Annotated in this window: 22 protein-coding genes and 1 pseudogene; 9 read left to right on the top strand and 14 right to left on the bottom strand. The window is 60.2% G+C overall.

Annotated features, from left to right (window positions below; genetic code table 11):
- Window positions 1-12: 12 nt before the first annotated feature.
- A complete protein-coding gene (locus tag CWR53_RS09460) occupies window positions 13-2,439 on the bottom strand; it encodes a TonB-dependent receptor (RefSeq protein ID WP_100851342.1) in 2,427 nt (808 codons plus the stop codon).
- A 794-nt stretch (window positions 2,440-3,233) separates the two neighbouring features.
- Here CWR53_RS09460 and CWR53_RS09465 point away from each other — a divergent pair.
- The 4 genes from CWR53_RS09465 to CWR53_RS22955 all read left to right on the top strand — a co-directional run bounded on the left by CWR53_RS09465 (window position 3,234) and on the right by CWR53_RS22955 (window position 7,621).
- On the top strand, window positions 3,234-3,578 hold the full coding sequence (locus CWR53_RS09465; RefSeq protein WP_258313220.1) for a hypothetical protein: 345 nt from the start codon (window positions 3,234-3,236) through the stop codon (window positions 3,576-3,578).
- Between the two features lie 306 nt (window positions 3,579-3,884).
- The gene (locus CWR53_RS09470) at window positions 3,885-6,239 is read left to right on the top strand and encodes an FdhF/YdeP family oxidoreductase (RefSeq protein WP_100851343.1); all 2,355 of its coding nucleotides are present in this window, start codon (window positions 3,885-3,887) and stop codon (window positions 6,237-6,239) included.
- Between the two features lie 90 nt (window positions 6,240-6,329).
- Entirely contained in the window at window positions 6,330-7,445 is a 1,116-nt protein-coding gene (locus CWR53_RS09475) for a catalase family protein (RefSeq protein ID WP_100851344.1), read from the top strand.
- Window positions 7,446-7,462: 17 nt separating this feature from the next.
- The gene (locus CWR53_RS22955; protein ID WP_165919269.1) at window positions 7,463-7,621 is read left to right on the top strand and encodes a hypothetical protein; all 159 of its coding nucleotides are present in this window, start codon (window positions 7,463-7,465) and stop codon (window positions 7,619-7,621) included.
- 93 nt (window positions 7,622-7,714) lie between these two features.
- On the opposite strand, the gene CWR53_RS09480 is transcribed toward CWR53_RS22955, so the two are convergent.
- The 3 genes from CWR53_RS09480 to CWR53_RS09490 all read right to left on the bottom strand — a co-directional run bounded on the left by CWR53_RS09480 (window position 7,715) and on the right by CWR53_RS09490 (window position 11,114).
- Window positions 7,715-8,635, bottom strand: a complete 921-nt coding sequence (locus CWR53_RS09480) for an amidohydrolase family protein (RefSeq protein ID WP_100851345.1) — start codon at window positions 8,633-8,635, stop codon at window positions 7,715-7,717.
- A 99-nt stretch (window positions 8,636-8,734) separates the two neighbouring features.
- Window positions 8,735-10,063 (bottom strand): MFS transporter, encoded by a 1,329-nt coding sequence (locus tag CWR53_RS09485; protein ID WP_100851346.1) that lies wholly within the window; start codon window positions 10,061-10,063, stop codon window positions 8,735-8,737.
- Between the two features lie 73 nt (window positions 10,064-10,136).
- Complete coding sequence (locus tag CWR53_RS09490; RefSeq protein WP_100851347.1) at window positions 10,137-11,114, bottom strand: hydroxyacid dehydrogenase; 978 nt, start codon at window positions 11,112-11,114, stop codon at window positions 10,137-10,139.
- A gap of 224 nt (window positions 11,115-11,338) precedes the next feature.
- Here CWR53_RS09490 and CWR53_RS09495 point away from each other — a divergent pair, with 224 nt between their 5' ends.
- Window positions 11,339-12,016 (top strand): RraA family protein, encoded by a 678-nt coding sequence (locus tag CWR53_RS09495; RefSeq protein ID WP_100851348.1) that lies wholly within the window; start codon window positions 11,339-11,341, stop codon window positions 12,014-12,016.
- Between the two features lie 70 nt (window positions 12,017-12,086).
- The gene (locus CWR53_RS09500) at window positions 12,087-13,319 is read left to right on the top strand and encodes an MFS transporter (RefSeq protein ID WP_100851349.1); all 1,233 of its coding nucleotides are present in this window, start codon (window positions 12,087-12,089) and stop codon (window positions 13,317-13,319) included.
- 51 nt (window positions 13,320-13,370) lie between these two features.
- Here the strand turns inward: CWR53_RS09500 and CWR53_RS09505 are convergent, their stop codons facing one another.
- Window positions 13,371-13,880 (bottom strand): ferritin-like domain-containing protein, encoded by a 510-nt coding sequence (locus CWR53_RS09505; RefSeq protein ID WP_058605114.1) that lies wholly within the window; start codon window positions 13,878-13,880, stop codon window positions 13,371-13,373.
- Between the two features lie 187 nt (window positions 13,881-14,067).
- Between CWR53_RS09505 and CWR53_RS09510 the strand changes: the two genes are divergently transcribed.
- The gene (locus tag CWR53_RS09510; protein ID WP_058605115.1) at window positions 14,068-14,286 is read left to right on the top strand and encodes a hypothetical protein; all 219 of its coding nucleotides are present in this window, start codon (window positions 14,068-14,070) and stop codon (window positions 14,284-14,286) included.
- A 57-nt stretch (window positions 14,287-14,343) separates the two neighbouring features.
- Here CWR53_RS09510 and cyoD read toward each other — a convergent pair whose 3' ends face one another.
- Genes cyoD through cyoA form a run of 4 tightly spaced genes read right to left on the bottom strand, consistent with a single transcriptional unit; the run spans window position 14,344 to window position 18,156 of the window.
- Window positions 14,344-14,685 (bottom strand): cytochrome o ubiquinol oxidase subunit IV, encoded by a 342-nt coding sequence (gene cyoD / locus CWR53_RS09515; protein ID WP_371921600.1) that lies wholly within the window; start codon window positions 14,683-14,685, stop codon window positions 14,344-14,346.
- The gene (cyoC, locus tag CWR53_RS09520) at window positions 14,682-15,293 is read right to left on the bottom strand and encodes a cytochrome o ubiquinol oxidase subunit III (protein WP_058605117.1); all 612 of its coding nucleotides are present in this window, start codon (window positions 15,291-15,293) and stop codon (window positions 14,682-14,684) included. Before cyoC ends, cyoD begins: the two co-directional genes overlap by 4 nt.
- A gap of 3 nt (window positions 15,294-15,296) precedes the next feature.
- Window positions 15,297-17,270, bottom strand: a complete 1,974-nt coding sequence (cyoB, locus tag CWR53_RS09525) for a cytochrome o ubiquinol oxidase subunit I (protein WP_100851350.1) — start codon at window positions 17,268-17,270, stop codon at window positions 15,297-15,299.
- A 4-nt stretch (window positions 17,271-17,274) separates the two neighbouring features.
- Complete coding sequence (gene cyoA, locus CWR53_RS09530; protein WP_181405487.1) at window positions 17,275-18,156, bottom strand: ubiquinol oxidase subunit II; 882 nt, start codon at window positions 18,154-18,156, stop codon at window positions 17,275-17,277.
- 269 nt (window positions 18,157-18,425) lie between these two features.
- On the opposite strand from cyoA, the gene CWR53_RS09535 reads away from it, so the two are divergent.
- A complete protein-coding gene (locus CWR53_RS09535) occupies window positions 18,426-19,748 on the top strand; it encodes an APC family permease (RefSeq protein WP_100851352.1) in 1,323 nt (440 codons plus the stop codon).
- Window positions 19,749-19,848: 100 nt separating this feature from the next.
- The gene (locus CWR53_RS09540; protein WP_058605120.1) at window positions 19,849-20,034 is read left to right on the top strand and encodes a DUF1289 domain-containing protein; all 186 of its coding nucleotides are present in this window, start codon (window positions 19,849-19,851) and stop codon (window positions 20,032-20,034) included.
- 107 nt (window positions 20,035-20,141) lie between these two features.
- On the opposite strand, the pseudogene CWR53_RS09545 reads toward CWR53_RS09540, so the two are convergent.
- The 5 genes and pseudogenes from CWR53_RS09545 to hxsD form a co-directional block, all read right to left on the bottom strand.
- Window positions 20,142-20,657: pseudogene (locus CWR53_RS09545) on the bottom strand (LysR family substrate-binding domain-containing protein); the annotation flags it as partial.
- 348 nt (window positions 20,658-21,005) lie between these two features.
- On the bottom strand, window positions 21,006-21,614 hold the full coding sequence (gene hxsA, locus CWR53_RS09550) for a His-Xaa-Ser repeat protein HxsA (RefSeq protein ID WP_100851353.1): 609 nt from the start codon (window positions 21,612-21,614) through the stop codon (window positions 21,006-21,008).
- Complete coding sequence (gene hxsC, locus CWR53_RS09555; RefSeq protein ID WP_100851354.1) at window positions 21,611-22,846, bottom strand: His-Xaa-Ser system radical SAM maturase HxsC; 1,236 nt, start codon at window positions 22,844-22,846, stop codon at window positions 21,611-21,613. The genes hxsA and hxsC overlap by 4 nt, the downstream gene beginning before the upstream one ends.
- Window positions 22,846-24,333, bottom strand: coding sequence for a His-Xaa-Ser system radical SAM maturase HxsB (gene hxsB, locus CWR53_RS09560; protein WP_100851355.1), 1,488 nt, complete (start codon window positions 24,331-24,333; stop codon window positions 22,846-22,848). The genes hxsC and hxsB overlap by 1 nt, the downstream gene beginning before the upstream one ends.
- A complete protein-coding gene (hxsD, locus tag CWR53_RS09565; RefSeq protein ID WP_100851356.1) occupies window positions 24,330-24,629 on the bottom strand; it encodes a His-Xaa-Ser system protein HxsD in 300 nt (99 codons plus the stop codon). The genes hxsB and hxsD overlap by 4 nt, the downstream gene beginning before the upstream one ends.
- Window positions 24,630-24,723: the final 94 nt, after the last annotated feature.

Genomic DNA, 24,723 nt, shown 5'->3' on the forward strand with positions numbered 1-24,723 from the left:
CGGGTATGGGCCTCAGAAGTTGTAGCGCAGCGTCGTCATGACGTTGCGTGGGGCGCCGTAGATCCCGCCTGCCGTGGTCGTCAAGTAGTGCTTGTCGAACAGGTTGCTGACGTTCACGCTGGCTGATAGCTGCGGCGTCACCTGATAGCGCGTCATCAGGTTGACCAGCGCATAACTGCTCTGGGTGGTGGCGTAGCTCAGGGCATAGCCCGTTTCGCTTTGCCAGTTGATCCCGCCGCCGACAGTCCATTTGTCCAGCTCGCCCGGCAGGCGGTACGTGGTGAACAGCTTCACGCTATTGCGCGGAATCTCGGTTACGATGCGCTGGTCGTTGGTATCGAAGCTGACGTTGTAGGAATAGCCCGCCATGACCTGCCAGCCTTCGGCCAGCTCACCGTTGAGCTCAAGCTCTACACCTTCGCTCGTGGTGCCGCTCTCGGCGCGATACGCCTGAAACCCGTTGGGCTGCAGCAAGCGCCCATCGGCGATTGCCAGGTTGTCCTGCTCCACCCGGAATAGGGCCAGGCTTGCGGTCAGGCGTTTGTCGAGCAGATCGGCTTTCAACCCCACTTCGTAGCCTGTGCCTTCTTGCGGGTCGAGGGGCGAGCCCTTGACGTCGCGAATCTGGTTACCTTGCGGGTTGAAGATTTGCGTGTAGCTGGCGTAGGCAGCCCAGGTATCGTTCAGGTCATAGACCAGCCCAGCATAGGGGATCACTACACCGTTTTCGGTCCGCTCGGTACGTTGACGCGAGCCGGTATAGAGCGCGCTCTTGTTCACCCTGTTCCAGTCGACCACGCGCGCCCCGAGGATCAGCCTGGCGGCATCGCTCAGGTGCAGCCGCGAGGTCAGGTAGCCTGCGTACTGGGTTTCGGTCATGTCGGTGGTGCCGATTTGGGTGAACACCGGCTTGGGGGACGATCCGTTCCAGTTGAAAATGTTGTCGATGGTGTCGTCGTAGCCCGTTCGGGCACTCTGCCAGCCGCCGAAGTTGGATGTGCCCCTTTCCTCGGTCCGTGACAGGGTCACGCCGCCGATCACTTCGTGCTCGCGTCCCAGGGCGTCGAAGGTGCCGGTGAGGTAAGCGTCCAGGCTGTGCTGGGTGGGCGCGGCCTTCCAGCGGGTCGGGTTGATCGTAGCCCCGGCACCGGTTGCTGGGTCGATTTCGCCATCGACGTAGGCGATCACGGTGTCGTAGTCGTTGCGCGCATGGCTGTACTCCACCTTGCCGCTCCAGCCGTTGGCGAACTGATGTTCTAGCGAAGTGAAGAGGGTACTTTGCTGCCGGTCGTAATAGCTCCAGTCTGGCGCGGTATTGAACGAGCGGGAGAAATGCGTGCGTGCCCCGTCCGTGGTGAACAGCGGGAAGCCGGTGCGAATGGGGGCGGTACTCTGGGTCACCTGATGGCTGAGGCCCACCGTCAGCAGGGTCTCGTCGCCCAGGTCCAGTTCGGTGATGCCGTACAGGGTCGAGAGCTGTTGGTCAAAGCGGTCGATCCAGGCGTGCTGGTCCTTGTGATCGGCCACCAGGCGGCCACGCAGCCTGCCGCTTTCATCGAGCGCGCCGCTCACGTCAACGCCCAGGCCGTAGCGGTCCCAGCTTCCGGCCTCTGCGCTTAACTGCACTTGAGGATCAACGGTGGGGCGTTTGCGGATCAGGTTGATGGTGGCTGATGGGTTACCCATGCCGCTGATCAAGCCTGTGGCGCCGCGTACGATTTCCACCCGGTCGTACATGGCTGTGTTCTGGGTGTAGTTGTCCATGTTCGCCGACGTGGGGACGCCGTCGATCTCGAAGTTGCGGATGGCAAAGCCCCGGGACAGGTACGCCGTGCTGTCGGCCCCCAGGCTTTCGCGAATGACGGTGATGCCGGTGGTAGCGTCCAGTGCGTCGGTGAGGGTATCGAGCTTCTGGTCGTCCAGGCGCTGGCGCGTCAGGACCGTGATCGATTGTGGGGTTTCCTTGAGTGACAGGTTCAGGCGCGTAGAGCTGCTGGACGATTCGGTGGTGTACGCGCCCGAACCTTCGGTGAGTGCACCGGGGGCCTTGCCGGAAATGCTCAGGGCGGTCAGTTCCATCGCCCCGCTGGTGCTTGGGGCAGGTGGGAGCACAAGGTAGCCACCGTTGGTGTCGCGACCAAGGCGCAGGTCAGTGCCTTGCAATAGGTGATTTAGACCTTCCCATACGCCATAGCGTCCTTGCAGGCCGTTTGAACGAAGGCCAGCGAGGGCGGTACGCTCGAACGATATCGAGATGGCGGCGCGCTGGGCGTATTCGTTCAGTATGCTGCCGAGTGGGCCGGGGGCGATGTCGAAGGAGATCGTCTGCACCTGATCAGCTGCCAGGGCGGGCTGGTGAGCAAGGGGCGAGAGAGCAATGCCTAGCAAGGTTAGGCGTAACATCTGGGCAAGGGGAATTGACGGGTTGCGAAGTGTCATGGCGTGTCCGTTCGTCCTAGGCGTGATCGCGGCTTATCCGCCGCTTTTTTACATGAACGAACGAGCACGACGATTCACTAGGGCTGGCAGAGGATGAGCCATGGCCAGGGCGATACTAAAATCGTCCCATACAACTTGCCGTTGCCGTTGCCGTTGCCGTTGCCGTTGCCGTTGCCGTTGCTGTTGCTTTGGCTTTTGCTTCTAAGCGCGCGGTAGCTCAGGCGCCGCAGATCGCGACTTCAGGAGGCCGAGCGCAGGGCTTGCGGAGGGAGGTGACAGGCATGGATGCCTGTCAAGCGCTGGGCCCCAGGATGGGGCCTGCAGCGCGGTCCTCCCGGGAGCAAGCCCGGAGCGAGGGAACCCCGGAGCGTAGCGTAGGGGCCGGATGATAGGAGCAGGCGGTTTTTGCTTACTTTTTGACAAGACAAAAAGTGAGCCGCCGTAAGGGCGGAAAGGTGACTGTGCGCCACCCGTGCCAATGAATACCAACTTGCTGTGCGCGCCCACGCTTTCAAGTTTCAAGCTTCACGCTTCAAGTTTGAAGTTTGAAGTTTGATTGCGTTGGTGTGGGTATTGAAAGAGAGCATAGTCCATTTGCGATGGCGACGCTTAGTCACCTTTTCGCCATTACGGCGAGTCACTTTTTGTCAAACGCGACAAAAAGTAACCAAAAAACGCTGTGCTCCATTCATACGGCCCCTACGCTACGCTTCGGGGTTCCCTCACTCCGGCCTTGCTCCCGGGAGGACCGCGCTGTAGGCCCCATCCTGGGGCCCAGCGCTTGACAGGCATCCATGCCTGTCACCTCCCTCCGCAAGACCTGCGTTCGGCCTTCTGAAGTCGCGAAGATCAAAAGCAAGATCAAGATCAAGATCAAGATCAAGATCAAGATCAAGATCAAGATCAAGATCAAGATCAAGATCAAGATCAAGATCAAGATCAAGATCAAGATCAAGATCAAGATCAAGATCAAGATCAAGATCAAGATCAAGATCAAGATCAACAGCGACAGCGACAGCGACAGCAACAGCAACAGCAACAGCAACAGCAACAGCAACAGTAACAGCAACAGCAACAGCAACAGCAACAGCAACGGCAACGGCAATAATCTGAGAAGAACAAATTCTAAGTGTGTCTAAGTTGCATAACGCCGCATTGCGCATTGCTTACAGATAGCCTCATTCCCAATGTAGGAGCGGTCTTTTGCCGCGATGGGCCGCACAGCGGCCCCCGGCATTTATTGGGTAGATCTCATAAAAAGGGCCAACCTGCGGCGGACCCCTGTAATAAGCTCCCATCCGCCTCCCGCCTCCCGCCTCCCGCCTCCCGCCTCCCGCCTCCCGCCTTCCGCCCCCCGCCGCTTAGCCAGCAGACACCATGCCCGCTTGAACTTCCATCTCCCGCTCCGCCTCGAAATATGCAGACATAACTACAGCGAGGCGGCCATGTCGCTTATCCACCCTCAAGCGCGATACAAGCCCTACAAAGATGCAGCAGGCGGTTGGGGGTCGGCGCGTTCTGTCATGAGCATACTCTGGCGTGAACAAGCCTTTACCACGGCACCCATGGCACTGGTCAGACAGAACAAACCCAACGGCTTCGCCTGCGTCAGCTGTGCCTGGGCCAAGCCTGGCAACCCACACGCGCTGGAATTTTGCGAGAACGGCGCCAAGGCCACTGCCTGGGAACTCACCCGCCACCGCACCGGCCCGGAATTCTTCGCCACTCATACCCTGTCAGCGCTGCGCACATGGACCGATTACGCCTTGGAGCAGCAAGGCCGGTTGACCCACCCCATGCGCTACGACCCGACCAGCGATCGCTACCAGGTCACCACCTGGGGGGAGGCATATCAGCAAATCGGCCAACAGCTGCAGGCCCTGACGCCTGACGAAGCGGTGTTCTACGCCTCGGGCAGGGCGTCGCTGGAAGCCTCGTTCATGTACCAGCTGTTTGCCCGTGCCTATGGCACCAACAACCTCCCGGACAGCTCGAACATGTGCCATGAGAGTACATCGGTCGGGCTGCAGGAGAGTATCGGCGTACCTGTCGGCACCGTCACGCTGGAAGACTTTGAACACACCGACTGCATTTTCTTCTTTGGCCAGAACGTGGGCAGCAACAGCCCGCGAATGCTTCACCCGCTGCAGGAAGCGCGCAAGCGCGATGTGCCCATCATCACCTTCAACCCACTGCGTGAGCGGGGGCTCGAGCGCTTCGTCAATCCACAGTCTCCCAGTGAGATGTTGGGGCCTGACTCGACCGTGATCAGCACTCAATATCACCAGGTCAGGGTCGGGGGCGATCTGGCTGCAGTGATGGGGATTATCAAGGCCCTGCTCGCGATGGAGCAGCACGCAAATGAGCAGGGCAAGCCGGCCGTTCTGGACCATGCGTTCATCCAGGCGCACACCGACGGGTTGGATGCGCTGCGAGAGGACGTTCAGGGCCATCAGTGGGCGACCCTGGAGCGTCAGTCCGGCCTCGGGCGCGCTGCCATGGAAGCTGCAGCCACCGTCTATGCCCGCAGCAGCAAGGTCATGATCGTCTACGGCATGGGCATGACCCAGCACCGACGCGGTGTAGACAACGTGCAGATGCTGGTCAACCTGTTGCTGCTGCGCGGCAACATTGGCAAGCCTGGCGCAGGCATCTGTCCAGTGCGCGGACACTCGAATGTGCAGGGCCAGCGCACGGTCGGTATCACGGAAGACCCGGGCAAGGTTCCGGCTGAAAAACTGCAAGCGCTGTTTGGCGTGCAGGTCCCGCCGAACAAGGGCATGGCCACGGTGGACTGCTGCCAGGCGCTGGTTGAGGGCAAGGTCAAGGCCTTCATCGGCCTGGGTGGTAATTTCCTGCGGGCGATCCCCGACACCCAGCGCATGGAGGCGGCCTGGCAGACGCTGACGCTGAACGTCCAGGTGGCCACCAAGCTCAATCGCACGCATCTGTTCCCAGGACGACATGGCTGGTTATTGCCCTGCCTGGGGCACATCGAAGCGGATCGTCAGGACGAGGTGGAGCAGGTCTATACCACCGAGGACAGTACCGGCTGCATCCGCGCCTGGCAGGGCCGCAACGAGCCGGCCAGCGAGCAACTGCGCTCCGAAGTGGCGATCATTGCCGGGTTGGCTGAAGCGACCTTGGGTCAGCGAACTACCATCGACTGGGATGCTTGGCGACACGACTATGCATTGATTCGCAAAGCGATTAGCCAGGTCTACCCCGAGATATTTCACGACATGGAGACCCGCATGTGGGAGCACGGCGGCTTCCATAGGCCCTTGCCCGCGGCCAAGCGGGAGTGGCAGACCGCGTCTGGCAAAGCCCAGTTCGTGGCTCCCCAGCGCCTTGATGAGGACGACGACTTGCAGCCCACTGTCTCGGCGCATGATGTGCTGCAATTGATGACGCTGCGCAGCAATGATCAGTTCAACACCACCGTCTATGGCTATGACGACCGTTTCCGCGGCGTAAAAGGTACCCGCAGCGTCGTGTTCCTCAATCGCAGTGATGTGGTTCGGTTGGGCTTGGCTGCAGGCGATTGGGTGCTGCTACGCACCGCTGTCGAGCCAAAGGTGGTGCGAGAAGTGGGTCCTTTGCAGATCATCGCCTATGACATTCCGGAGGGCTGCGCCGGCGCTTACTACCCCGAGTGCAATCCCCTGATCCCGCTGTGGCATCACGCTGAACGAAGCAAGGTGCCCGCCGCCAAATGCGTGCCGGTTACGCTGCACAAGGTGGAGCCGTCGCCAAATGACCTGAGCAAGGCAGTGCCGGCGCACGATCAGATCAATTGAGCGATTGAGAGGCTGGGCGATGCAGGTTCTTGAAGGCTGTACGTTGATGATCCATCCCATTGTTCGTCACGAGACGACTGGAGCGTATTAATGAACAAGCTGCCCGATGACTCCACCTTGGTAGTGCCATTACCGTTTGAGCCCGGATTCGAACAGATTCCCGAGGATGAAGCACAGACCAGCCAGGCGTTGCAGGATACGCTGCGTCAGATCATGGAGATCACCTTCAAGGACAATGGTCACGCCAATCGGGGCGTCCATGCCAAAGCACATGGATTATTGCGCGGCACACTGAAGGTGGCGCCGGGGCTGCCTGCGCAGCTCGCTCAGGGAGCCTTCGCCACACCCGGTGAGTTCGATGCCTACCTGCGGTTCTCCACCAACCCAGGTGACATCCTCGACGACAAGGTTTCCACCCCACGGGGGCTGGCGCTCAAAATCGTAGGCGTGCAAGGGCCGCGGTTGCCAGGCAGTGAAGGGCAAGTCACGCAGGACTTTGTGATGCAGAATGCCAAAGCCTTCACCGCGCCAGACCCCAAGGCGTTTCTCAAGACGTTGAGGTTGCTCGCCAAGACCACTGACAAAGCCCCGGTTACCAAAAAGGCATTGTCCGCCGTGCTGCGCGGTGCAGAAAAGGTGGTCGAAGCGTTTGGCGGCGAGAGCGGCACCCTCAAAAGCCTTGGCGGGCATCCTCAAACCCACATTCTTGGCGAAAGCTTCAGCACCGTCGTACCTGTGCTCTATGGCCCTTACTACGCAAAACTTGCGGTAGTGCCCGTGTCGACGGCCTTGACTGCGCTGACCGATCAGGCCGTGGACCTCAAAGACGACACAGACGGGCTGCGCCACGCGGTGGAGGCGTTTTTTGCAAGCCAGGGTGGCGTCTGGGAACTCCGGGTGCAGTTGGCCACCGATCTAGATCAGATGCCGATCGAAGATGCATCCAAGCAGTGGCCCGAAGCGCTTAGCCCTTATGTGAGCGTGGCCACCTTGGAGGTCAAGCCTCAAGCCGCGTGGAGCGAAGAGAATGTGCGCCGTATCGACGACGGCATGGCGTTCAGCCCTTGGCACGGCTTGGCGGCGCACAGGCCGTTGGGCGGCGTGATGCGGGTGCGCAAGCCGGCCTATGAAATGTCGGCAAATTTTCGTGGGCAGCACAATGGTTGCCCAATCCATGAGCCCGGTTTCAAAGGGCCGAGCCTGTAAGTCGAGGAGAGTACGCCATGCAACCAGAAACCGCGGGCACTGAAGAGAAAGGCCCAAGCGATGTGCCGTATATCAACGATCCGTTGAAACCCACTTCCCCTGCGCTCAATGACGCGGATGCCACGGAGGCAGCTGAGGCTGAGATGGATATCGAGGACGACGGCGAATCGCTCTGAGTTCACTGGCGCCGTCGTCTGAGCAGCGGCGGCGCCAGTGTGTAGAGCATCGATGTGTAGGCGATCCGGGTCGTGCGAGGCTAAGCGCGAGCGCTAGGCGAAGCCGTACAGGTCCACGGGGTTATCCCGCAGGATCAGCTGCCGAACCTGGGCATCCGGTGCCCAGTCAAGCAAGGTATCCAGTAATGCGGCATCGTCAGGCTTGTTCTGCAGAGACTGGGTGGGGTGCGGCCAATCACTGCCCCACAGCAGGCGTTGAGGGTAGTGTGAGATCAACCTGCGTGCCACCACGCCTACGTCCTCAAAATGCGGTGCGCCCGTTTTGGAACGCAGGTAGGGACCAGAAAGTTTGACCCAGGTGCGCCCTTGTTGCATGAGCCCATCCAGCGCCTTGAAGGCAGGCGACAGAACACCCTCGGGTTGCGGTACGTGCCCCATGTGATCGATGACTACCTTGCCAGGCAGCGCAGCCAGCCGTGGAGCGATATCGGCCAGCAGCGGGCCTGTGGCCAGTTGTACGTGCCAGCCCAACTCATTCACCCGCGGCGCGAGCAGCTCGATGCCGTCGAGCGCTTGCCCACCGGTGCTGAGGTTGAAGCGAATGCCCCGCACGCCTGCCACGTGCAAGCGAGCAAGCTCCTCATCGCTGACGGTGCTGGCGACGACGGCTATGCCCCGTGCATCTGTACCGCTGCGGGCCAGACCCTCGAGCATCACACGGTTGTCCGTACCGTAGGTCGAAGGCGTGACGATGACCATGCGGCGCAGGCCTAGTCGGCGTTGCAATTGACGATAGTCGTCCAAAGACGCGTCCGGCGGCAACAATGTCGCACCCGGTGCCGGTGGGATGCGGCTGTCGTAAAGGTGCATGTGGCAGTCCACGCTGCCCGAAGGCGGGACCAGACGCGGACGATCTTCACCTTGACTGTACGGGACGCTGGCCGCAGCGCCCATTGCACCCAGGACACTCAGGCTACCGGTCGCCTGAAGAAATCTTCGACGTGATAAAGCCATTACAGCCTCTTTTTTGTTGTGTTTTGACTTGGCACCGGTTTCACCGGCTCCATGGCACGTTGTGCGTGCCATGGACGCCAATCGAGCGCCAAGCGGCTTCTACTTGGCAGCCAGCGTTCCTGCGGCCTGCGCCTGTTCCAGCTGACGCTTGCGGCCAATGACCAACACCATGACCCCGGCCAGCGTGCACAGCGCCGCCAGTGGCATCAGTGCCAGGGCATAGCTGCCCGTGGCGTCATGGATGGCGCCGTACATGTTGACCATCAGGCCACCCCCGATCAGGTTGGCCATGGCGCCGACCGCAGCCAGCCCAGCCGCTGCAGTGGAGGAGGACAACCAGCCCGACACCAGTGCCCAGAACGGGCCTTTCATGGAGTAGGCCCCCACCAGCACCATGGTCAGCATCACCACCGTGGCCGGCAGCGACGAGGTGAACAGGGTCATCAGCAGGCCGGCCGCAATCAGCAGCATGGTCATCGCGGTGTGCCAGCGACGTTCACCCGTGCGGTCGGAACTGCGGCCCCAGATGATCATCATGATCGAGGCAATACCGTAAGGGATCGCGTTCACCAGGCCGATCTCCATGGAGCTCAGGCCGAACGTCTTGAGCAGTTGCGGCGCCCAGACGCTCATGGTGCTGCCGGCCGCCGAGGCGCCCGAGTAGATCAGCGCAAGCACCCAGATGTCCTTGTGGCGCAGCAGCTTCCACAGCGAGATATGACCGATGGTGGTTTTCTGCGCTCGTTCCTCGGCCAGCCGCCCGGTGAGCCAGCCGCGTTGCTCGTCATTCAGCCATTTGGCCTGTTCAGGCCGATCGGTGAGTACGAACAGACAGGCGATACCCAGCAGCACCGCCGGAATGCCCTCGAGGATGAACAGCCAATGCCAGCCGCGCATGCCCAACCAGCCGTCCAGGCTCAAGAGCAGCCCCGAAATTGGCGAGCCGATGAAGTTGGCGGCGGGAATGGCGACCATGAATAGCGCCACCATGCGCGCGCGATACGCCGACGGCAGCCAGTAGGTGAGGTAGAGCAACACTCCAGGGAAGAACCCGGCCTCGGCAGCGCCCAGCAGAAAGCGCATCACGTATAGCGAGTTGGCGCCTTGCACGAAGGCGGTACCGGCGGAGATGAGCCCCCAGGTGATCATGATGCGCGCGATCCAGATGCGCGCCCCGTAGCGCTGCATGGCCAGGTTGCTGGGTACTTCCACCAGAAAGTAGGCGAAGAAGAACAAGCTGCTGGCGAAACCGAAGACCTTGGCTGACAACTCCAGGTCCTGGTTCATTTGCAACGATGCCATGCCGATGTTGCCGCGATCGATGATCGCGATCAGGTAGCAGATGATCAGAAAGGGCAGTAGGCGCCAGGCAACACGGCGCATGGTGGCGCGCTCGAGCTCGCTGGGCGGGGTTGAGGCTGCTTTCATGGTGCTCTCCAATTGTTTTTTTTCTGGAGTTACGCAGTGGTCCGTGCCGCCGGACCAGCCGGCGCAGGTGCAATCAGTTATCGATCAGGTGACGATTCACCACACAGCGCGGGTCCAGCGCCTTGCCGTCCCAGGCATCGAGGACTTGCTGCAGGGCAACCAGGCCTACACGGTCCCGGGCTTCGCTGGTGTTGGCCCCGATGTGAGGCGTAGCGACCAATGTTGGCAGGCCCCACAGCGGGCTGTCGGCCGGAGGCGGTTCGGGGTGGAAGGTGTCCAGGCCGGCACCCCCGATACGCCGTTCGCTCAACGCATGCACCAGTGCATCGGTATCAACCAGCTCGCCACGTGCGGTATTGATCAAGATGGCGCCGGGACGCATGCGCTCAAGTTGCTGGGCGCCGATGAGGTTGCGATTGGTGTCCGTGAGCGGGCAATGCAGGCTGATGATATCGCTATCGGCCAGCAAGCGATCGAAATCCTCTTCGCGTTCGACATGGTCACGCTCCGGCAACTGCCGCAGGTAAGGGTCGTAAACCTTGACCTTCATGCGCAGCGGCGCCACCAGGTCCATCAGGATCGCGCCGATCGAGCCAAGGCCGACCAAGCCCAGGGTCTTGCCCGCCAATTCCATGCCGTTGGCAGTGGCCTTGTCCCAGTGGCCTTCGCGCATGCGCGCATCGAGCAAGGCGGTCTGGCGCGCGACGCTGAACATCAACGCAAAAGCGTGCTCGGCCACTGATTGGGCGTTGGCCCCAACGGCGATGGAGACAGGAATACCACGGTCGGCGGCGGCCTGGATGTCGATGGTGTTGTAGCCAACCCCATGCTTGGCCACCACCTTCAATGCGCTGGAGGCGTCGATCATGGCGCGGGTCAGGCTGCCCTGACGCACGATGATGCCATCGGGTTGCTCTGCGCGAATGATCGCTTCGAGCTCTTGCTCGGGCAGATAGGGCGTGGTGGGGATGACGCGGATGGCGTGTTGTTCGGCCAGGCGCATCGCTTGGTCGGCCAGCGCCGGACCTGTCAGCAGAAGGGTACGGGACATCGTCGATACCTTGTTTTTGTTCAAGACGGCAGGACTGCACTGTGTGTGCTTTCACCAATAACCTAGCATAATGAAACGGCGTTGCAACAAAAGTTTTATCGTCAATCAGATTCCGTAATTAGCGTCATTTAAAATCCTTGAAATGCGTTTAATGAAATGCCATTCTGAAATGGCGTTCTGGTTTACCTGGGGCGCGCCCAATAAATCCAAGAGAGGAAGGTCACATGAGCATTGGTTTCCAGGTGCTTGAACGCACGCGCAAAATCGGTGATGAATGGGTATCGCGCTACCGCGAGGTGCCGGTTGCCAACGTCAGCGATTCGATGAATCGCATGACGGCCGGTGGTGCGCGTCTGCGTCCCATGCACCGGGAAGGTGTGCTGTGCGGCGCGGCGCTGACAGTCAAGGCCCGCCCTGGTGACAACCTGATGCTGCACTACGCCATCGACATCGCCGAGCCAGGGGATGTGATCGTGGTCGATGCTGGCGGTGACCTGACCAATGCACTGATCGGCGAGATGATGGTGGCGTACGCTGTAAAGCGTGGCGTAGCCGGCATCGTCATCAACGGTGCAATCCGCGATGCCGGAAGCATCAAGGCCGGTGATTTCCCCCTTTTCGCTGCCGGTGTTTCCCACCGCGGCCCCTACAAGGACGGACCGGGTGAGATCAATGTGCCAATCGCCATCGATGGCATGGTGATCGAACCTGGGGACCTGATCATCGGTGACGATGACGGCTTGCTGTGCGTACCCTATGCCCATGTCGCAGAGGTTTACCAACGCGCCACGGCCAAGCACGCTGCCGAAACGGCGCAAATGGAACATATCGCTCAAGGTACCAATGACCGCACCTGGGTCCTGGAATCCTTGAAAAAGAAAGGCTGCCTGCTGCCAGGCTGAGGATCGACCCGCACGTGGTCCGAGCAAGATCCTTCAATGGCGGCGGCTTCTCACTGGAGGACTTGCTCACTTGTCAGACCTGACGCCGCCCCCTCGTACCCGTTGGCCTTCTGCAGTACGCGCATTGGGCCACCGCAACTTCCAGGTTTACTTCGCAGGCCAGGGTGTTTCCACCCTGGGCAAGTGGGTCCAGCAAGTCGCGCTGTCCTGGCTGGCCTATCACCTGACCGGTTCAGCCGTATTGCTGGGGCTGATCACCTTCCTTTCCCTCGCCCCGCAGCTGGTCATCGGTCCTCTGGCAGGCGCCTGGATCGATCGCCATGACAAGCGCCGATTGCTGGTCGTCGTCCAGTCGATACTGGTGGTGCAGTCAGCCGTGCTTGGGCTGGCCACCTGGGCGCATTGGGTAGATGGCCCTTTCATCGCCGCCATGGCGTTGCTGCTGGGCTTGCTCAACGCCGTCGAAACGCCACTGCGCCAAGCCTTGATTGCTTCTTTCGTGGATGACCCGGCCGACCTGCCCAATGCGCTGGTGCTAAACGCGATGCTCATCAACGCGGCCCGCTTCGTCGGCCCGCCATTGGCCGGTGGCTTGATTGCCGTGGCAGGGGAGGCGGCGTGCTTTGCCTTGACCGCCTTTGCTTTCACCGCCTTGCTCGTTGGGTTGCTGAAGGTGCAAGCCAAAGCCAGCCCTCGGGCCACAGGTTCCACCGCCCAGGTGTTCCGTGAGGGCCTGGCTTATCTATGGCGCGAGCGTGGCGTCAGGCAATTGCTGTTCAATGTCATCATGGTCAACCTCCTGGCGTCCTGCTATGCAGCGCTCCTGCCGATCCTGGCCAAGAGTGTGTATGCCGGTGACGCACGGGTGCTGGGCTGGCTTTGGGGCGCGGCGGGCGCGGGCGCGTTCGTGGCCACGCTGGTGCTGGCGGTGGGCGGAGCCTTGCCTCGCCTTCGCCAGTTCATCGAAATGGGCGCAGGGCTTTGCGCCCTGGCACTACTGGGTTTGTGCTGGGCAGGGCAGTTGCAGCTGGCATTGCTTGCCCTGGTGGTGCTGGGTTTCGGCATCACGCTGAGCAACGTGAGCACCAACATGCAGCTGCAAAGCCAAGCGCCAGGCCATCTGCGCGGACGTGTCATTGCGTTCTACATCGCCATGCGCTTCGGCTTCGAGGCACTGGGCGGAATGGCCGCCGGGCTGCTGGCTGCTCGGGTTGGCGCCCCGGCTACCTTGGGTGCAGCCGGGGCAGTGTTGCTGTTGGGTGTTGCAAGCACCTGTGCATGGCGTTATCGCCGTGCGGCATGACCGCGCCACGCTAAAGCCCAAAATCCAGGGCTGTCGCTGCCGAGTGTCTGGCTAGCGCTTGGCTTCGGCGTCAGGATCAGCCGAGCGCGCCAGGAACGCCCGGGTAATTTCCGGCAGGTGATCCTTCAGCCATTGGGCCATCGCTTCTTCCTGCTTGAGAATGGTCCGGCAGGTGTCTGCTGTAGCAGCATCACCTGCGGCCTCGGCCGCCTCGATCAATACGGTGTACGAGGCGATTTCCATATTCTCGAACACGTAGCCGGACATGGCGCCCTTGACCACCTCGTCGCTCATGACCATGCCACCGACCGCTTGACCGAACGCCATGAGTTTGCCGGCCAGGTCCTTGAACGTGGAAGTGCTGCCACCCCGGCGTTCGATGCATTCGAGCAGCAGCTTCTGCTGCCCCTGGGTTTCCTCGATGTGCTGGACGATGCGCGCTTTGAGCTGCGGATAATGCTCCAGCCGCTCGGCTTGCCCCTTTAGCATGCTTTCAGCCTGTTGCTCCATGCCGTGGGCGTCGCGCAGCCAGTCCAACAGATTGTCTTGTACGGTTGCCATTTCAATTACCTCTCGCTTCCAGTGATAGGTATTGGTTTGAAGACACTCAGCCTGTGCTGATCGGTTCAATCGACGGATGGCATAAAGGCCTTGCAGCATGCCGATCGTCCCTGGCAGTGAACGCGCAAGCAGTAGCGGCCTCCACCGACAGGCTGTAACAATCAAACCTGATACAAGGAGTCATGCGATGAGCAAACACCTCTATCTGATCAGCTACATTCTCGACAATCAGCCAGGCACATGCGAAGTGCACTCGGATGAGCCTGAGCTCAGCCAAGAGGCGGCCCGGCAGCATCTGCAAGGCGCGTTGGGCGCGCAATCATCGGCGTTCACCGATGTGCAGGTTCAACGTCAGGCGCATGAACACGAACCCGGTACTTCGCCGGGCCATTACCAGCAACCGTGACCCCCACGGCGCGTCATGCCTGCTGCGCAGACGCGCCCGCCGACGTTGTGGCAGGTGTCATAACCCGAGCATGTTGTAGTGCACGTAGTACATGATCCACAGCGACAACCCCACCAACAGCGTGATGATCACCACTGTGAACACCAGCGCGACCAGGTTCCAACGCTGCTCTCGCGCTGTGGTCAGGTGCAGGAAAAACACCATGTGCACCACGATCTGGACCAGGGCGCACACCAGCACAGCGATGAAGGTCAGGTGACGCGGCAGGCTGGGGTACATGGCCAGCCCGAAGGGGAGCAGGGTGAGCAGGGCGGCCAGGACGAACCCTGTGTTGTAGGAACGGTGGCTGCTCTGGCTAGCGCCGGCACTGCTAGGCACATGGCTTTGACGATTCATCAGATCACCCCGAACAGGTAGACGACGGTAAACACGCACACCCACACGATGTCCAGGAAATGCCAGAACAGGCTCAGGCAGCTCAAGCGTGTGGCATTGACACAGGTCAGGCCGCGTTGATGGACCTGCATCATCAACAGGGCCATCCAGATCAACCCCACCAGCACATGCAGGCCGTGGGTGCCCACCAACGTGAAGAACGCCGTCAGAAACGCGCTGCGTTCAGGGCCTGCGCCCTCGCTGATCAGCTGATGGAATTCGTTGATCTCCATGGCGATGAAGCCCAGGCCGAGGAGAAACGTGACGCCCAGCCAGCGCAATACCCAGCGCTTGTCCCGACGGTGGTTGGCGAGCATCGCATAGCCGTAGGTGATGCTGCTCAACAGCAGCAGGAACGTCTCCACCAGCACATAGGGCAGTTCGAAGATGTCCGCCGCGCTGGGCCCACCTGCCACAGACTGGCCCAGCACCGCGTAGGTAGCGAACAGGGTGGCGAACAGAATGCAGTCGGTCATCAGGTAGACCCAGAAGCCGAACAGGCTCAGGGAGCCTGCGTCTTCGTGGCCATGCTCCTGCTCGCGGGCCGTTTCGTTGTGCACGACATGGGACATGATTCAGGCCTCCGCCAGCCGTTGGCGCCGCTCGGTTTCCATCCGTTCGACCTCTTCGGCCGGGATGTAGTAGTCGGTATCGGGGTCGTAACTGCGCACGATCAGGGTGGCGATGACTGCCAATGAACTGGCGATGACCAACCACCAGATGTGCCAGATCAACGCGAAGCCCAGCGCCGTGGACAGAACGCCTAGCACCAGGCCCAGGCTGGTGTTGCAAGGCATGTGAATCTTGCGAAAATCCATCTCGGCCAGGGTTTTCACGCCTTTCTCCTTCATGCCCCAGTACGCGTCGATGCCGCCCACGACCGGTTGTTCGGCGAAGTTGTAGAACGGGGGCGGCGAAGCGGTCGCCCATTCGAGCGTACGCCCGTCCCAGGGGTCGCCTGTGGTGTCGCGGTTCTCATGACGTTTGCGGATACTTACCACCAGTTGCATGACCTGGCAGGCCACGCCGCACAGGATGATCAGTACCCCGACCATTTCCAGCAGCAGGAAGGGCCGCCACTCGGGTACGTCGAAGTGATTCAGGCGCCGGGTCATGCCCATGAACCCCAGGAAGTAGGACGGCATGAAGGCAAAGTAAAATCCAGCCAACCAGCACCAGAAGGCAGCACGCCCCAAGGGGTCGTAGAGCTTGAAACCGAAGGCCTTGGGGAACCAGTACGTCAGGCCGCAGAGGTAGCCGAAGACCGCGCCGCCGATGATCACGTTGTGGAAATGGGCAATGAGGAACAGACTGTTGTGCAACAGGAAGTCCGCCCCAGGCACCGCCAGCAGGACCCCGGTCATGCCCCCGATGCTGAAGGTGACGATGAAGCCAACCGTCCACAGCATTGGCGTCTCGAAACGCACTCGGCCCCGGTACATGGTGAACAACCAGGTAAAGATCTTCACCCCGGTGGGCACGGCGATGATCATGGTCATGATGCCGAAGAACGCATTCACGTTGGGCCCGGCGCCCATGGTGAAGAAGTGGTGCACCCAGACGATGAACGACAGCACCGTGATGACGATGGTCGCCCACACCAGGGAGTAGTAGCCGAACAGCTTCTTGCGCGAGAACGTCGAGGCCACCTCCGAGAAGATACCGAACGCTGGGAGTATGAGGATGTACACCTCGGGGTGGCCCCAGGCCCAGATGAGGTTCACATACATCATGGGGTTGCCGCCCAGTTCATTGGTGAAGAAGTGCATACCCAAATAGCGATCAAGCGTGAGCATGAACAAGGTGGCAGTGAGAATGGGAAAGGCAGCCAGGATCAGGATCGAGGTGCACAATACCGTCCAGGTGAACACTGGCATGCGAAACAGCGTCATGCCGGTGGTACGCATCTTCAAGATGGTGACGAAAAAGTTCAGCCCGGTGAGCAGGGTGCCGACCCCGGATATCTGCAGCGCCCAGATGTAGTAGTCCACCCCCACCCCGGGGCTGTACCCGATGCCCGACAACGGGGGATAGGCCACCCAGCCTGTGCGGGCAAATTCGCCAATGCCCAGCGAAAGGTTGACCAGTACAGCGCCGGAGACGAACAGCCAGAAGCTGACGGCGTTCAAGAATGGATAAGCCACGTCGCGTGCGCCGATCTGCAGAGGTACCACCACGTTCATCAGCCCGACCACGAACGGCATGGCCATGAAGAAGATCATGATCACCCCATGGGCGGTGAAGATCTGGTCGTAGTGCTCAGGTGGCAGGTAGCCGGGCGATCCGTCCGAGGCCATGGCCTGCTGGGTGCGCATCATCAACGCGTCGGCGAAGCCGCGCAGCAGCATCACCAAGGCGACGACGATGTACATCACGCCGATGCGCTTGTGGTCCACGGTGGTGAACCACTCTTGCCACAGGTATTTCCATTTGCCCATGTAGGTAATGGCCCCCACGACCGCCAGGCCCAGCAGCCCGACGACGGCCAGCGTGTACATGATGATCGGCTCATGGAGGGGAATGGCATCCCAGGTCAGTTTTCCGAACATGGTCTTACTCCTTGCTGCCTTGGGGGCTCTCGCCCTGGGAATCGCCAAGCCGGCGCTCGACCTCGCGGGAGCGGTTGACGCCCTGGTACTTGTCGATCAGCGACTGGAACAGGTGCGGCTCGACCTGGCCGTAATGTTCTACCGGGTGGGCAATACTGGGCTTGGCCAACTGCGTGTAGGCAGCCCCATCGAGCTGGCGCCCGGCAGCGCGTGTGCGTTTTACCCACTCTTCGAAGCCTGCCGGGTCGAGGGCCAGCGCCTTGAAGTGCATGTCCGAGAACCCCGGCCCGTTGTAGTTGGCGGCGATCCCCGTGTAGTCGCCTGCGTGGTTGGCGATCAGGTGCAGCCGTGTCTGCATCCCGGCCATGGCGTAGATCTGGCCACCCAGGGCTGGGATGAAGAACGAGGTGATGGCCCCGTCGGAAGTCACCCTGAAGTCGACGGGCGTGTCCACAGGCATCGCCATCTCGTTGACCGAAGCAATGCCGAGTTCGGGGTAGACGAACAGCCACTTCCAGTCCATGGCGATGACCTGGACCTTGAGCGCCGGGGTATCGGATGCCAGCGGCCGGTACGGGTCCAGCGTATGGGTCGAGCGCCAGGTGACGACGCCCAGCACGATGATGATGGCCAGTGGTACGCCCCATACCACCGCTTCGATCAGCCGCGAGTGGCTCCAGTCGGGGGTATAGCGGGCCTTTTCGTTCGAGGCCCGATAGCGCACCGAAAACACCAGCGCCATGATCATCACCGGTATCACCACGATCAGCATGAGCAGGGTGGCGAGGATGATCAGGTTGCGTTGCTCGAGCCCCACCTGCCCCTTGGGGTTGAATAACACCATGTCGCAGCCCGAGAGCTGGAGTGCCACAGTGCCTAGCGCCATTATCCAAAGCAGTCGGCTTGCCGTTTTCGGTTCCCTGGCCATGTGAGCGTCCCGTATTTGTTGGCAGATGTTTCGGCTATCACCTGTGAGAGGAAACCCGTGCTAGCAAGGTTTTTTGCAATGTTCGATTAGTCGACGAATGGCAGCGCGGGTCAGGGAACTTAAGTCCATGGGACGGTGGGGTTGGCGCGCCATTTGGGCAAGGGCACTGAACCTTGCGCGCAGGTGCTCAGTCACAGCGCCATTGCCCAGACGAATGGAGCGCCATGATGGCCAGCGACGCAACTGCCTCACTCAAACGCGTGATCACCCTACCGTTGCTGGTGTTCTTCATTCTCGGGGACGTATTGGGCGCTGGCGTATACGCGCTGGCAGGCGCCATCGCCGACCGGGCCGGTGGCGCCATCTGGGCCCCGCTGGCCCTGGCACTGTTCTTCGCCCTGTTGACGGCGACGTCCTACGCCGAACTGGTCAGCAAATATCCCCGGGCCGGCGGTGCGGCCGTGTTTGCACGGCGTGCGTTCGGCTCGCCCTTGCTGGCTTTCTTGGTGGGGTTCGCCATGTTGGCGGCAGGCATCACCAGTGCTGCCGGGCTGGCGTTGGCGTTTGCAGGGGAATACCTGCGCGTGTTCATCGACTGGCCTTCGGCGGTGCTGGCGCCCCTGTTTCTGGTGCTGATGGCAATGCTCAACGCCCGGGGTATCAAGGAGTCGCTAAGCGCCAATCTGGTCATGACCCTGATCGAACTCAGCGGCCTGGTGCTGGTGATCATCGCGGTGGCGGTGTTGAGCGGCCAAGGGCAGGCCGAGCCTGCCCGCTTGTTGGACTTCGGTGATCAGGGCCCGGCAACTGCGATACTGGGCGGCGCCTTGCTGGCGTTCTACTCGTACGTGGGGTTCGAGACTTCCGCCAACCTGGCCGAGGAGATCAAGGACGTACGCCGGACGTACCCGCGCGCGCTGTTCGCGGCCTTGCTGGTGGCTGGGCTGGTTTACCTGGCTGTCGGCGCCGGCGCCGCGTTGGTGATGCCAGTGCAAGCGCTGATCGACGCCAAGACGCCCTTGATGGACATCGTGCACAACGCAGAACTTGGGCTGCCCCACGGCGTATTCGCCATCATCGCCCTGGTGGCGGTGGCCAACGGCGCCATGTTGACCATGATCATGGCCAGTCGTCTGACCTGGGGCATGGCCCGCGATGGCATGCTGCCGCGCATGCTGGGCCAGGTGCTACCCAACCGCGGTACCCCTGGTTATGCGATAGCCGCGACCACGCTGCTGGCCATCGTGCTGACCTTTACTGGCTCGCTGGAGGTGCTGGCCGAAACTGTCGTGCTGTTGCTGTTGTTCGTGTTTTTGAGCACGAACGTGGCGGTATTGGTGCTAAAGAAGGACAAGGTCGATGCCGAGCATTTCTCGGTGCATCCGGTGGTGCCTGTGTTGGGTATCCTGTCCTGCCTGCTGGTACTGGGTCAGCAGCCCTTCGAGAACTGGCTGAGGGCGGGGGCGTTGTTGGGATTGGGTGCGGTGTTGCACTGGCTGGCGGGCAAGGGTTTTGGTCGTACCATCAGCGACGTTGATGCGGGGCAGTGACTGGAGCAAGCGATCATGTGCGAGCTTTGGATGTCCAACTGCTATGTTGCGAACCGCGTCCTCGTGCAGACTTGTACTGCTACTCATCAGGAAGTCTTCAATGGCCAAAGAAATTGAAAGCCCTTGCGTGTCGAGCTGCAAGCTCAAGCATGAAGTGTGCACGGGCTGTGGGCGCAGCAAGGAGGAAATTAAAGGCTGGCGAAACATGAAGCGCTCTGAGAAGAAGGCGACGGTCGAGAAAGCAGCTGCTCGCTTGAAGAAGATCAAGAAGAAAGGGAAGGGTTGAGCGGTGTGCAGGGTTGGCTGATAGCAGTAACGGTCGGTAGACGCCATTCACTGGACGACCGATCCGCGAATATCAACCGGATAGTCTCTTGCCGCTTGGTTCCAGAATTACCAGCTGGCGCTCTGACTGACCTGAGCGGCCAGCATCCCCTCGAGCTGAGGAGCGACGTTGAAGTCGAGCATGGAAATGAAGCTGTCCATCAACGGTGATTCGTTGTGGGTGTTCCAACTCATATACAGGCCGATGGCCGGGTTGGGGGAGGCGGTCACGGGGTAGATACGACGGAACAGGACCTTGTCGCGCATGATCGAGTTGGCAATTGACTCAGGCACCAAAGCAACGCCGAAACCGCAGGCCACCAGGCCTATCAAGGTATGAATCTTCGCGGCCTCCTGCACCACCTTGGGGTAAAAACCGGCGGCTTCACACAAGGCGATCAGCTGGCTGTGATAGCCGGTGCCCAGAGCTTCAGGGGTAAATACGAAGTCTTCCCCGGCAAAGTCCCTCAGGTCGATCTGCCCTCCCTTTGCCTTCGGGTGGTGGGCGGGCAGGGCCATCACGATCTCTTAGTCCAGCAACAGGCGTGACTCGACGTTTTCCGCCGAGATCGGCAACTTGCGCATGACTCTAGTATGGCAGTTGATGGCTTTCGGTATATCCCTCATTGGATCTGGAGGTAGGGCGCAGGGCTCATCAAGGACAAGCTAATCCGCTTTCGTAGTCATCGCCCAATGCAGCTGTTCAGGGTATATGTTGACCCTGGGCAAACGATGCCGGTACGGGGAGAGACAGGGTGGCTGCTCACCACCGAAACGGCGGTGGCTGCAAGCGGGCGCTACGCGACGGTGTTTGCATTTCCTTGTCTTGCTGGCGGCTGACCAATGCCCAGACAGTGTTGTCGACTTGAGTGATGTGCTGCATGGGATAATTCCTTCGTTGCTGAACGGCGCTAGCTCTAGCCTCAAAGCGACTTATGGAATCTTGATACCCAACGCATTCAGCGATGGCGTATCCATCCGGCCATTCACGGTCAGCCCACTGTCCATCTGAAAGGCCATCAACGCACCACGTGTCGCCTTGCCCATCACCCCATCAATGGTGCCTTGGTAATACTGGCGCACCATCAGCGCGGTCTGCACCCGGGTGACCAGGTTGCTTTTCTGCTCATTGGTAGCGCGGCTCTTTGAAGTGCTCGAACTTGTCCCGCTGGTAGTGCCAGACGACTGATAAAGGCTGTTGCTGCTTGACGTACTGCTCGAAGCACTCGGCGCGCTGTAGCTTCGGGTACTGGTAGCGGGTGGGCTGTAGTAGCGAGGTGCGCTATAGCCACCCGAGCCGCTGTAGTGAGAACTGTGCGAACTGTGGGATCGGTGCGAACTGTGCGATCGATGTGCCGCATAGATGTTGACGGTGTCTGACGCATTGAGCGTATCGGCAAATACCGGGGGCTGTAGCTTGTCTTTGGGTTGCCAGTTCGCATCGGCGAGCGACAGATGGCCCGCCTGTGCCAGGGTGGTACCTGCCATTGGCAGCAAGCTGATCCCACTGATCAGGACTTTCCAGCGGTCGAGCAATTTCACTGTGCACTCCTTGCATAGGCGCTAAAGGCCTCGGTCGATAGTAGTTGTACGCCGCGGCTCTGCCAGCGGTCGGTGTGGGATCTGAAGAAGCCACAGCAATGTTTGACGGCAGCGCATTGCTGGCAGGTATCGATGAACAGGTTCTTCCAGTCCGAGATGCTCTGGCGGGCGAAGCGCGAGAGGTGGGCCGGGATCAGGCACAGGGGCAAGTTGTAGATCGAAACCGGCACTCCGCGGTTGAACAGGAAATAAACGGCCTGGCTCAACGACTCTTGATAGTCCAGCGGGTCAACCCACAGTTCTTCGTAGTTCTTCCTGGCCAGGCCGGTACTTTCGATACCCATCAGCGCAACATGCCGCACGAAGGGCAGGTTCCTGAACACGTAGTGGGAGAGTTCGGGCAAGCGTGGTGTGGTCAGGCGATTGAGCACCACGCGTACCTCGATGATCTGGTTGGCGCGTGCGAGGTTGTAAAGACCTTGCAGGGTTTCGCTGAACGCGCCTGGAGCCTGTACCACATGGTCATGGTCTTCGGCATTGTCGGCATACAGCGGGATGCCCCAGCTCAACTGAGGGTGGCCGATTGCAGAGAGCGCTGCGATCCAGCTAGGGTCTTGGAACAGACGCCCGTTGCTGAGCACATGAATGGATTTCTGCGGCAAAACGGCTTTGCACTTGGCCAGGATTTCGAGCAGGCCGTCGCGATAAAGCGTTGGTTCTCCGCCGCTGATTCCCAGATTTTCCTCGCCCGGGTCCATCAGGTCGATCAGCCGTAGGTTCTCCTCGATGTGCCAACGGTCATCGATTTCTTTGGGCGGCTGCGAGCACATCAGACAGAGGCTGTTGCAACGATCAGTCATGAACAGCAGGTTGCTGTCTGAGCCTCGTCGATAGAGCACTCGCACCATCGCGTTGCCTGGTGTGATGGCAATGACATCGCCGGGCTGCACGACATCCGCATGTTTAGGGGTGTGCAGGTGTGGCCGCTCGCTGTCGAAGTCGCCGATCAATGGCTCCGGGATCAGGAATCCACCCACTGGTAAAGAGAGCAGGTGAGGGCTCCGTAGCCGTTCTTCGTTTGGCAGCCAAAGCAGCAGGTCACCGAACTCAGCGCTTCCGGCACAAACAGCCAGGCCTTGTTCGATCAACTCATCCAGAGTGATGACCTTGAGCAGTTTCGGCTCATTCAGGTGATGGATTTCGAAGTGGGTATCTTTGCGCAGCATCGCCATCAGCCCCTGTAACCCAGGAACCGGACATCATCGTAAGAGCGCCTGTTCAACCAAGACAGCAGCACCCTTTGCACGTTGTCGTCGCCATCGCAAAGCAGGACGAAAAGATACTTCAGCAGCCCCATGTTCTTCTTGCAGAAGCTGCTGAACACTCGGTGTCCGATCGGGTCAGCTTGGCGGGCATAGTGTTCGACGGGGTCAGCACCACAGTACGGGACAAGTGCGCAGTCGGAGCAGCCCGGCAGCGCTTCTGCCACGCCACTGGCGAGCAACGCATTCATGACGGGCGATGCGAGTAATTCAGACAAGGGTTGCTGTACGGTGCCGAGCCTCAAGCCGTCCTCACCCATCTCCAGCAACATTCGGGCTTCGTCCGAGGGATAGACATAACCGTCATAGTTGTAAACCAGCGCCGCAGTGCCTGCGCCAGCAGGGGAGCGCAGGTCTACATAGCCAGAGGAGAAGGGTGTCAGGATATTCTTCAGCAACAGGGTCGTATAACTCTCTGACAGGTATACGCCCTGTTGGTTGATATGCAGCAAATAGGCCAGTGCCTTCTTGTAGAAGGCCAGGTATCGTTCAATAGGGTAATCAAGTCGATGGGCACTCTTGGTGGCAAACCCATAAGGGCTCAGAGGTCGAAGCGAGACGCTGGAGAAGCCCTGACTTACATACTCATCGATGATCGCTTCAGGTTGTTCGAGGCTTCTTGAAGTCAGCGTGGTCAGCGCGGAAACCGCATCATGGCCAAGGCGCTCACGGACCCACTGGATACCTTTTACAGTGCGTTCGTAGGAGTCTCGTGACGGGGTAGGGCGGTTGGCATTGTGTAAAGCCGCCGGCCCATCGAGCGAGGTCGAAAACTGGATGCGGTTTTGTTCTGCGAAGTCGAGTATTTCGTCCGTCAGGTGGTGCAGCGTGGTGGTGATGACGAACTGGATATCCCTTTGTTCGACCACGTTCCGTTCAACGACCCATTCAACAATCTGGCGGACGCGCTCGAAGGCCAGAAGCGGCTCGCCCCCCTGGAACTCTACAGTCAAAGCGGGAGCGTTAGATTCGAACAGGCGATCGACCGCCGCCTGTGCATCTGCTTCAGACAGGTCGTGGCCGGATCCTCCCAGAGGGGCCCTCGATACCTGGCAGTACTGGCAGGTGTGGTTGCAGCGCAATGTAACCACGAACAAGTGCAGTGCAGGGCCCTGGAGGAGGAAGTCCTTTCGGCTCCGATATTGCGCGGCCATTTCCGGGAACGGGTCGTGGCGGCCTGGTTCGTAGATGAAGTGGCGGGCCAGCAGGTCCTTGTAAAAAGGTGTACTTGCTTTAACGTGGAACTGACTGAGGGCTCGTAATTGCGCGTCGTTCACGTGCATGTACTCACCGGTATCGGAGGTGAGCAGGATGTCACGGTCATTTCCCGTGTTCATGCGCATGAAGCGAAAAGGTAGCAAGCGGTAGTGCTTGGCGTCTGTCGCAATCAGTGTCACTGGGAAATCCCACATCCAGCGAGCGCGGCTCGGGCCAGGACTTCGCGCAACCCTGCTGTTTCGCGGTTGATATGGTCGCGTAGGGCGAAGTCGTTCAGATGCTGGAGTATCAACGAGTGAGCTTGCTGCGGATAAAGCGTTAGCCTTGCTTCAACGGGGTGGGCCGTGAGGCTTATCTGATTGGCTTCAATACCGACCTGGATCATGACAGTGTCGGCCAGGGAATAAGCGGTGCGTTGCACCACGCTGAGCGGGTAGGCTGCACTGTCGAGTTTCAGCGTGACTGGCCATGTCATCGGAACCGGTCCTTCAAATCCGTTGGGAGCATGTGGATTTTGCCGGTTGACGAGGCATTATGCCATCATAATTTTTTTCATTTGCACGCATTTG

It is taken from the genome of Pseudomonas sp. SGAir0191 (assembly GCF_002812565.2).
GTDB classification, from domain to species: domain Bacteria; phylum Pseudomonadota; class Gammaproteobacteria; order Pseudomonadales; family Pseudomonadaceae; genus Aquipseudomonas; species Aquipseudomonas parafulva_B.

Bases quoted from the DNA above. Each gene is read 5' to 3' on its own strand.
- hxsC (WP_100851354.1), bottom strand. From the start codon at position 22,846: ATGGCGATGCTGCGCAAAGATACCCACTTCGAAATCCATCACCTGAAT.
- CWR53_RS09470 (WP_100851343.1), top strand. From the start codon at position 3,885: ATGTCGCTTATCCACCCTCAAGCGCGATACAAGCCCTACAAAGATGCA.
- CWR53_RS09505 (WP_058605114.1), bottom strand. From the start codon at position 13,880: ATGGCAACCGTACAAGACAATCTGTTGGACTGGCTGCGCGACGCCCAC.
- CWR53_RS09465 (WP_258313220.1), top strand. From the start codon at position 3,234: ATGCCTGTCACCTCCCTCCGCAAGACCTGCGTTCGGCCTTCTGAAGTC.
- cyoA (WP_181405487.1), bottom strand. From the start codon at position 18,156: ATGGCGCTAGGCACTGTGGCACTCCAGCTCTCGGGCTGCGACATGGTG.
- CWR53_RS09460 (WP_100851342.1), bottom strand. From the start codon at position 2,439: ATGACACTTCGCAACCCGTCAATTCCCCTTGCCCAGATGTTACGCCTA.
- CWR53_RS09540 (WP_058605120.1), top strand. From the start codon at position 19,849: ATGGCCAAAGAAATTGAAAGCCCTTGCGTGTCGAGCTGCAAGCTCAAG.
- cyoC (WP_058605117.1), bottom strand. From the start codon at position 15,293: ATGTCCCATGTCGTGCACAACGAAACGGCCCGCGAGCAGGAGCATGGC.
- CWR53_RS09490 (WP_100851347.1), bottom strand. From the start codon at position 11,114: ATGTCCCGTACCCTTCTGCTGACAGGTCCGGCGCTGGCCGACCAAGCG.
- CWR53_RS09535 (WP_100851352.1), top strand. From the start codon at position 18,426: ATGGCCAGCGACGCAACTGCCTCACTCAAACGCGTGATCACCCTACCG.
- CWR53_RS22955 (WP_165919269.1), top strand. From the start codon at position 7,463: ATGCAACCAGAAACCGCGGGCACTGAAGAGAAAGGCCCAAGCGATGTG.
- hxsD (WP_100851356.1), bottom strand. From the start codon at position 24,629: ATGACATGGCCAGTCACGCTGAAACTCGACAGTGCAGCCTACCCGCTC.
- CWR53_RS09475 (WP_100851344.1), top strand. From the start codon at position 6,330: ATGAACAAGCTGCCCGATGACTCCACCTTGGTAGTGCCATTACCGTTT.
- CWR53_RS09495 (WP_100851348.1), top strand. From the start codon at position 11,339: ATGAGCATTGGTTTCCAGGTGCTTGAACGCACGCGCAAAATCGGTGAT.
- CWR53_RS09510 (WP_058605115.1), top strand. From the start codon at position 14,068: ATGAGCAAACACCTCTATCTGATCAGCTACATTCTCGACAATCAGCCA.
- CWR53_RS09480 (WP_100851345.1), bottom strand. From the start codon at position 8,635: ATGGCTTTATCACGTCGAAGATTTCTTCAGGCGACCGGTAGCCTGAGT.
- cyoB (WP_100851350.1), bottom strand. From the start codon at position 17,270: ATGTTCGGAAAACTGACCTGGGATGCCATTCCCCTCCATGAGCCGATC.
- CWR53_RS09485 (WP_100851346.1), bottom strand. From the start codon at position 10,063: ATGAAAGCAGCCTCAACCCCGCCCAGCGAGCTCGAGCGCGCCACCATG.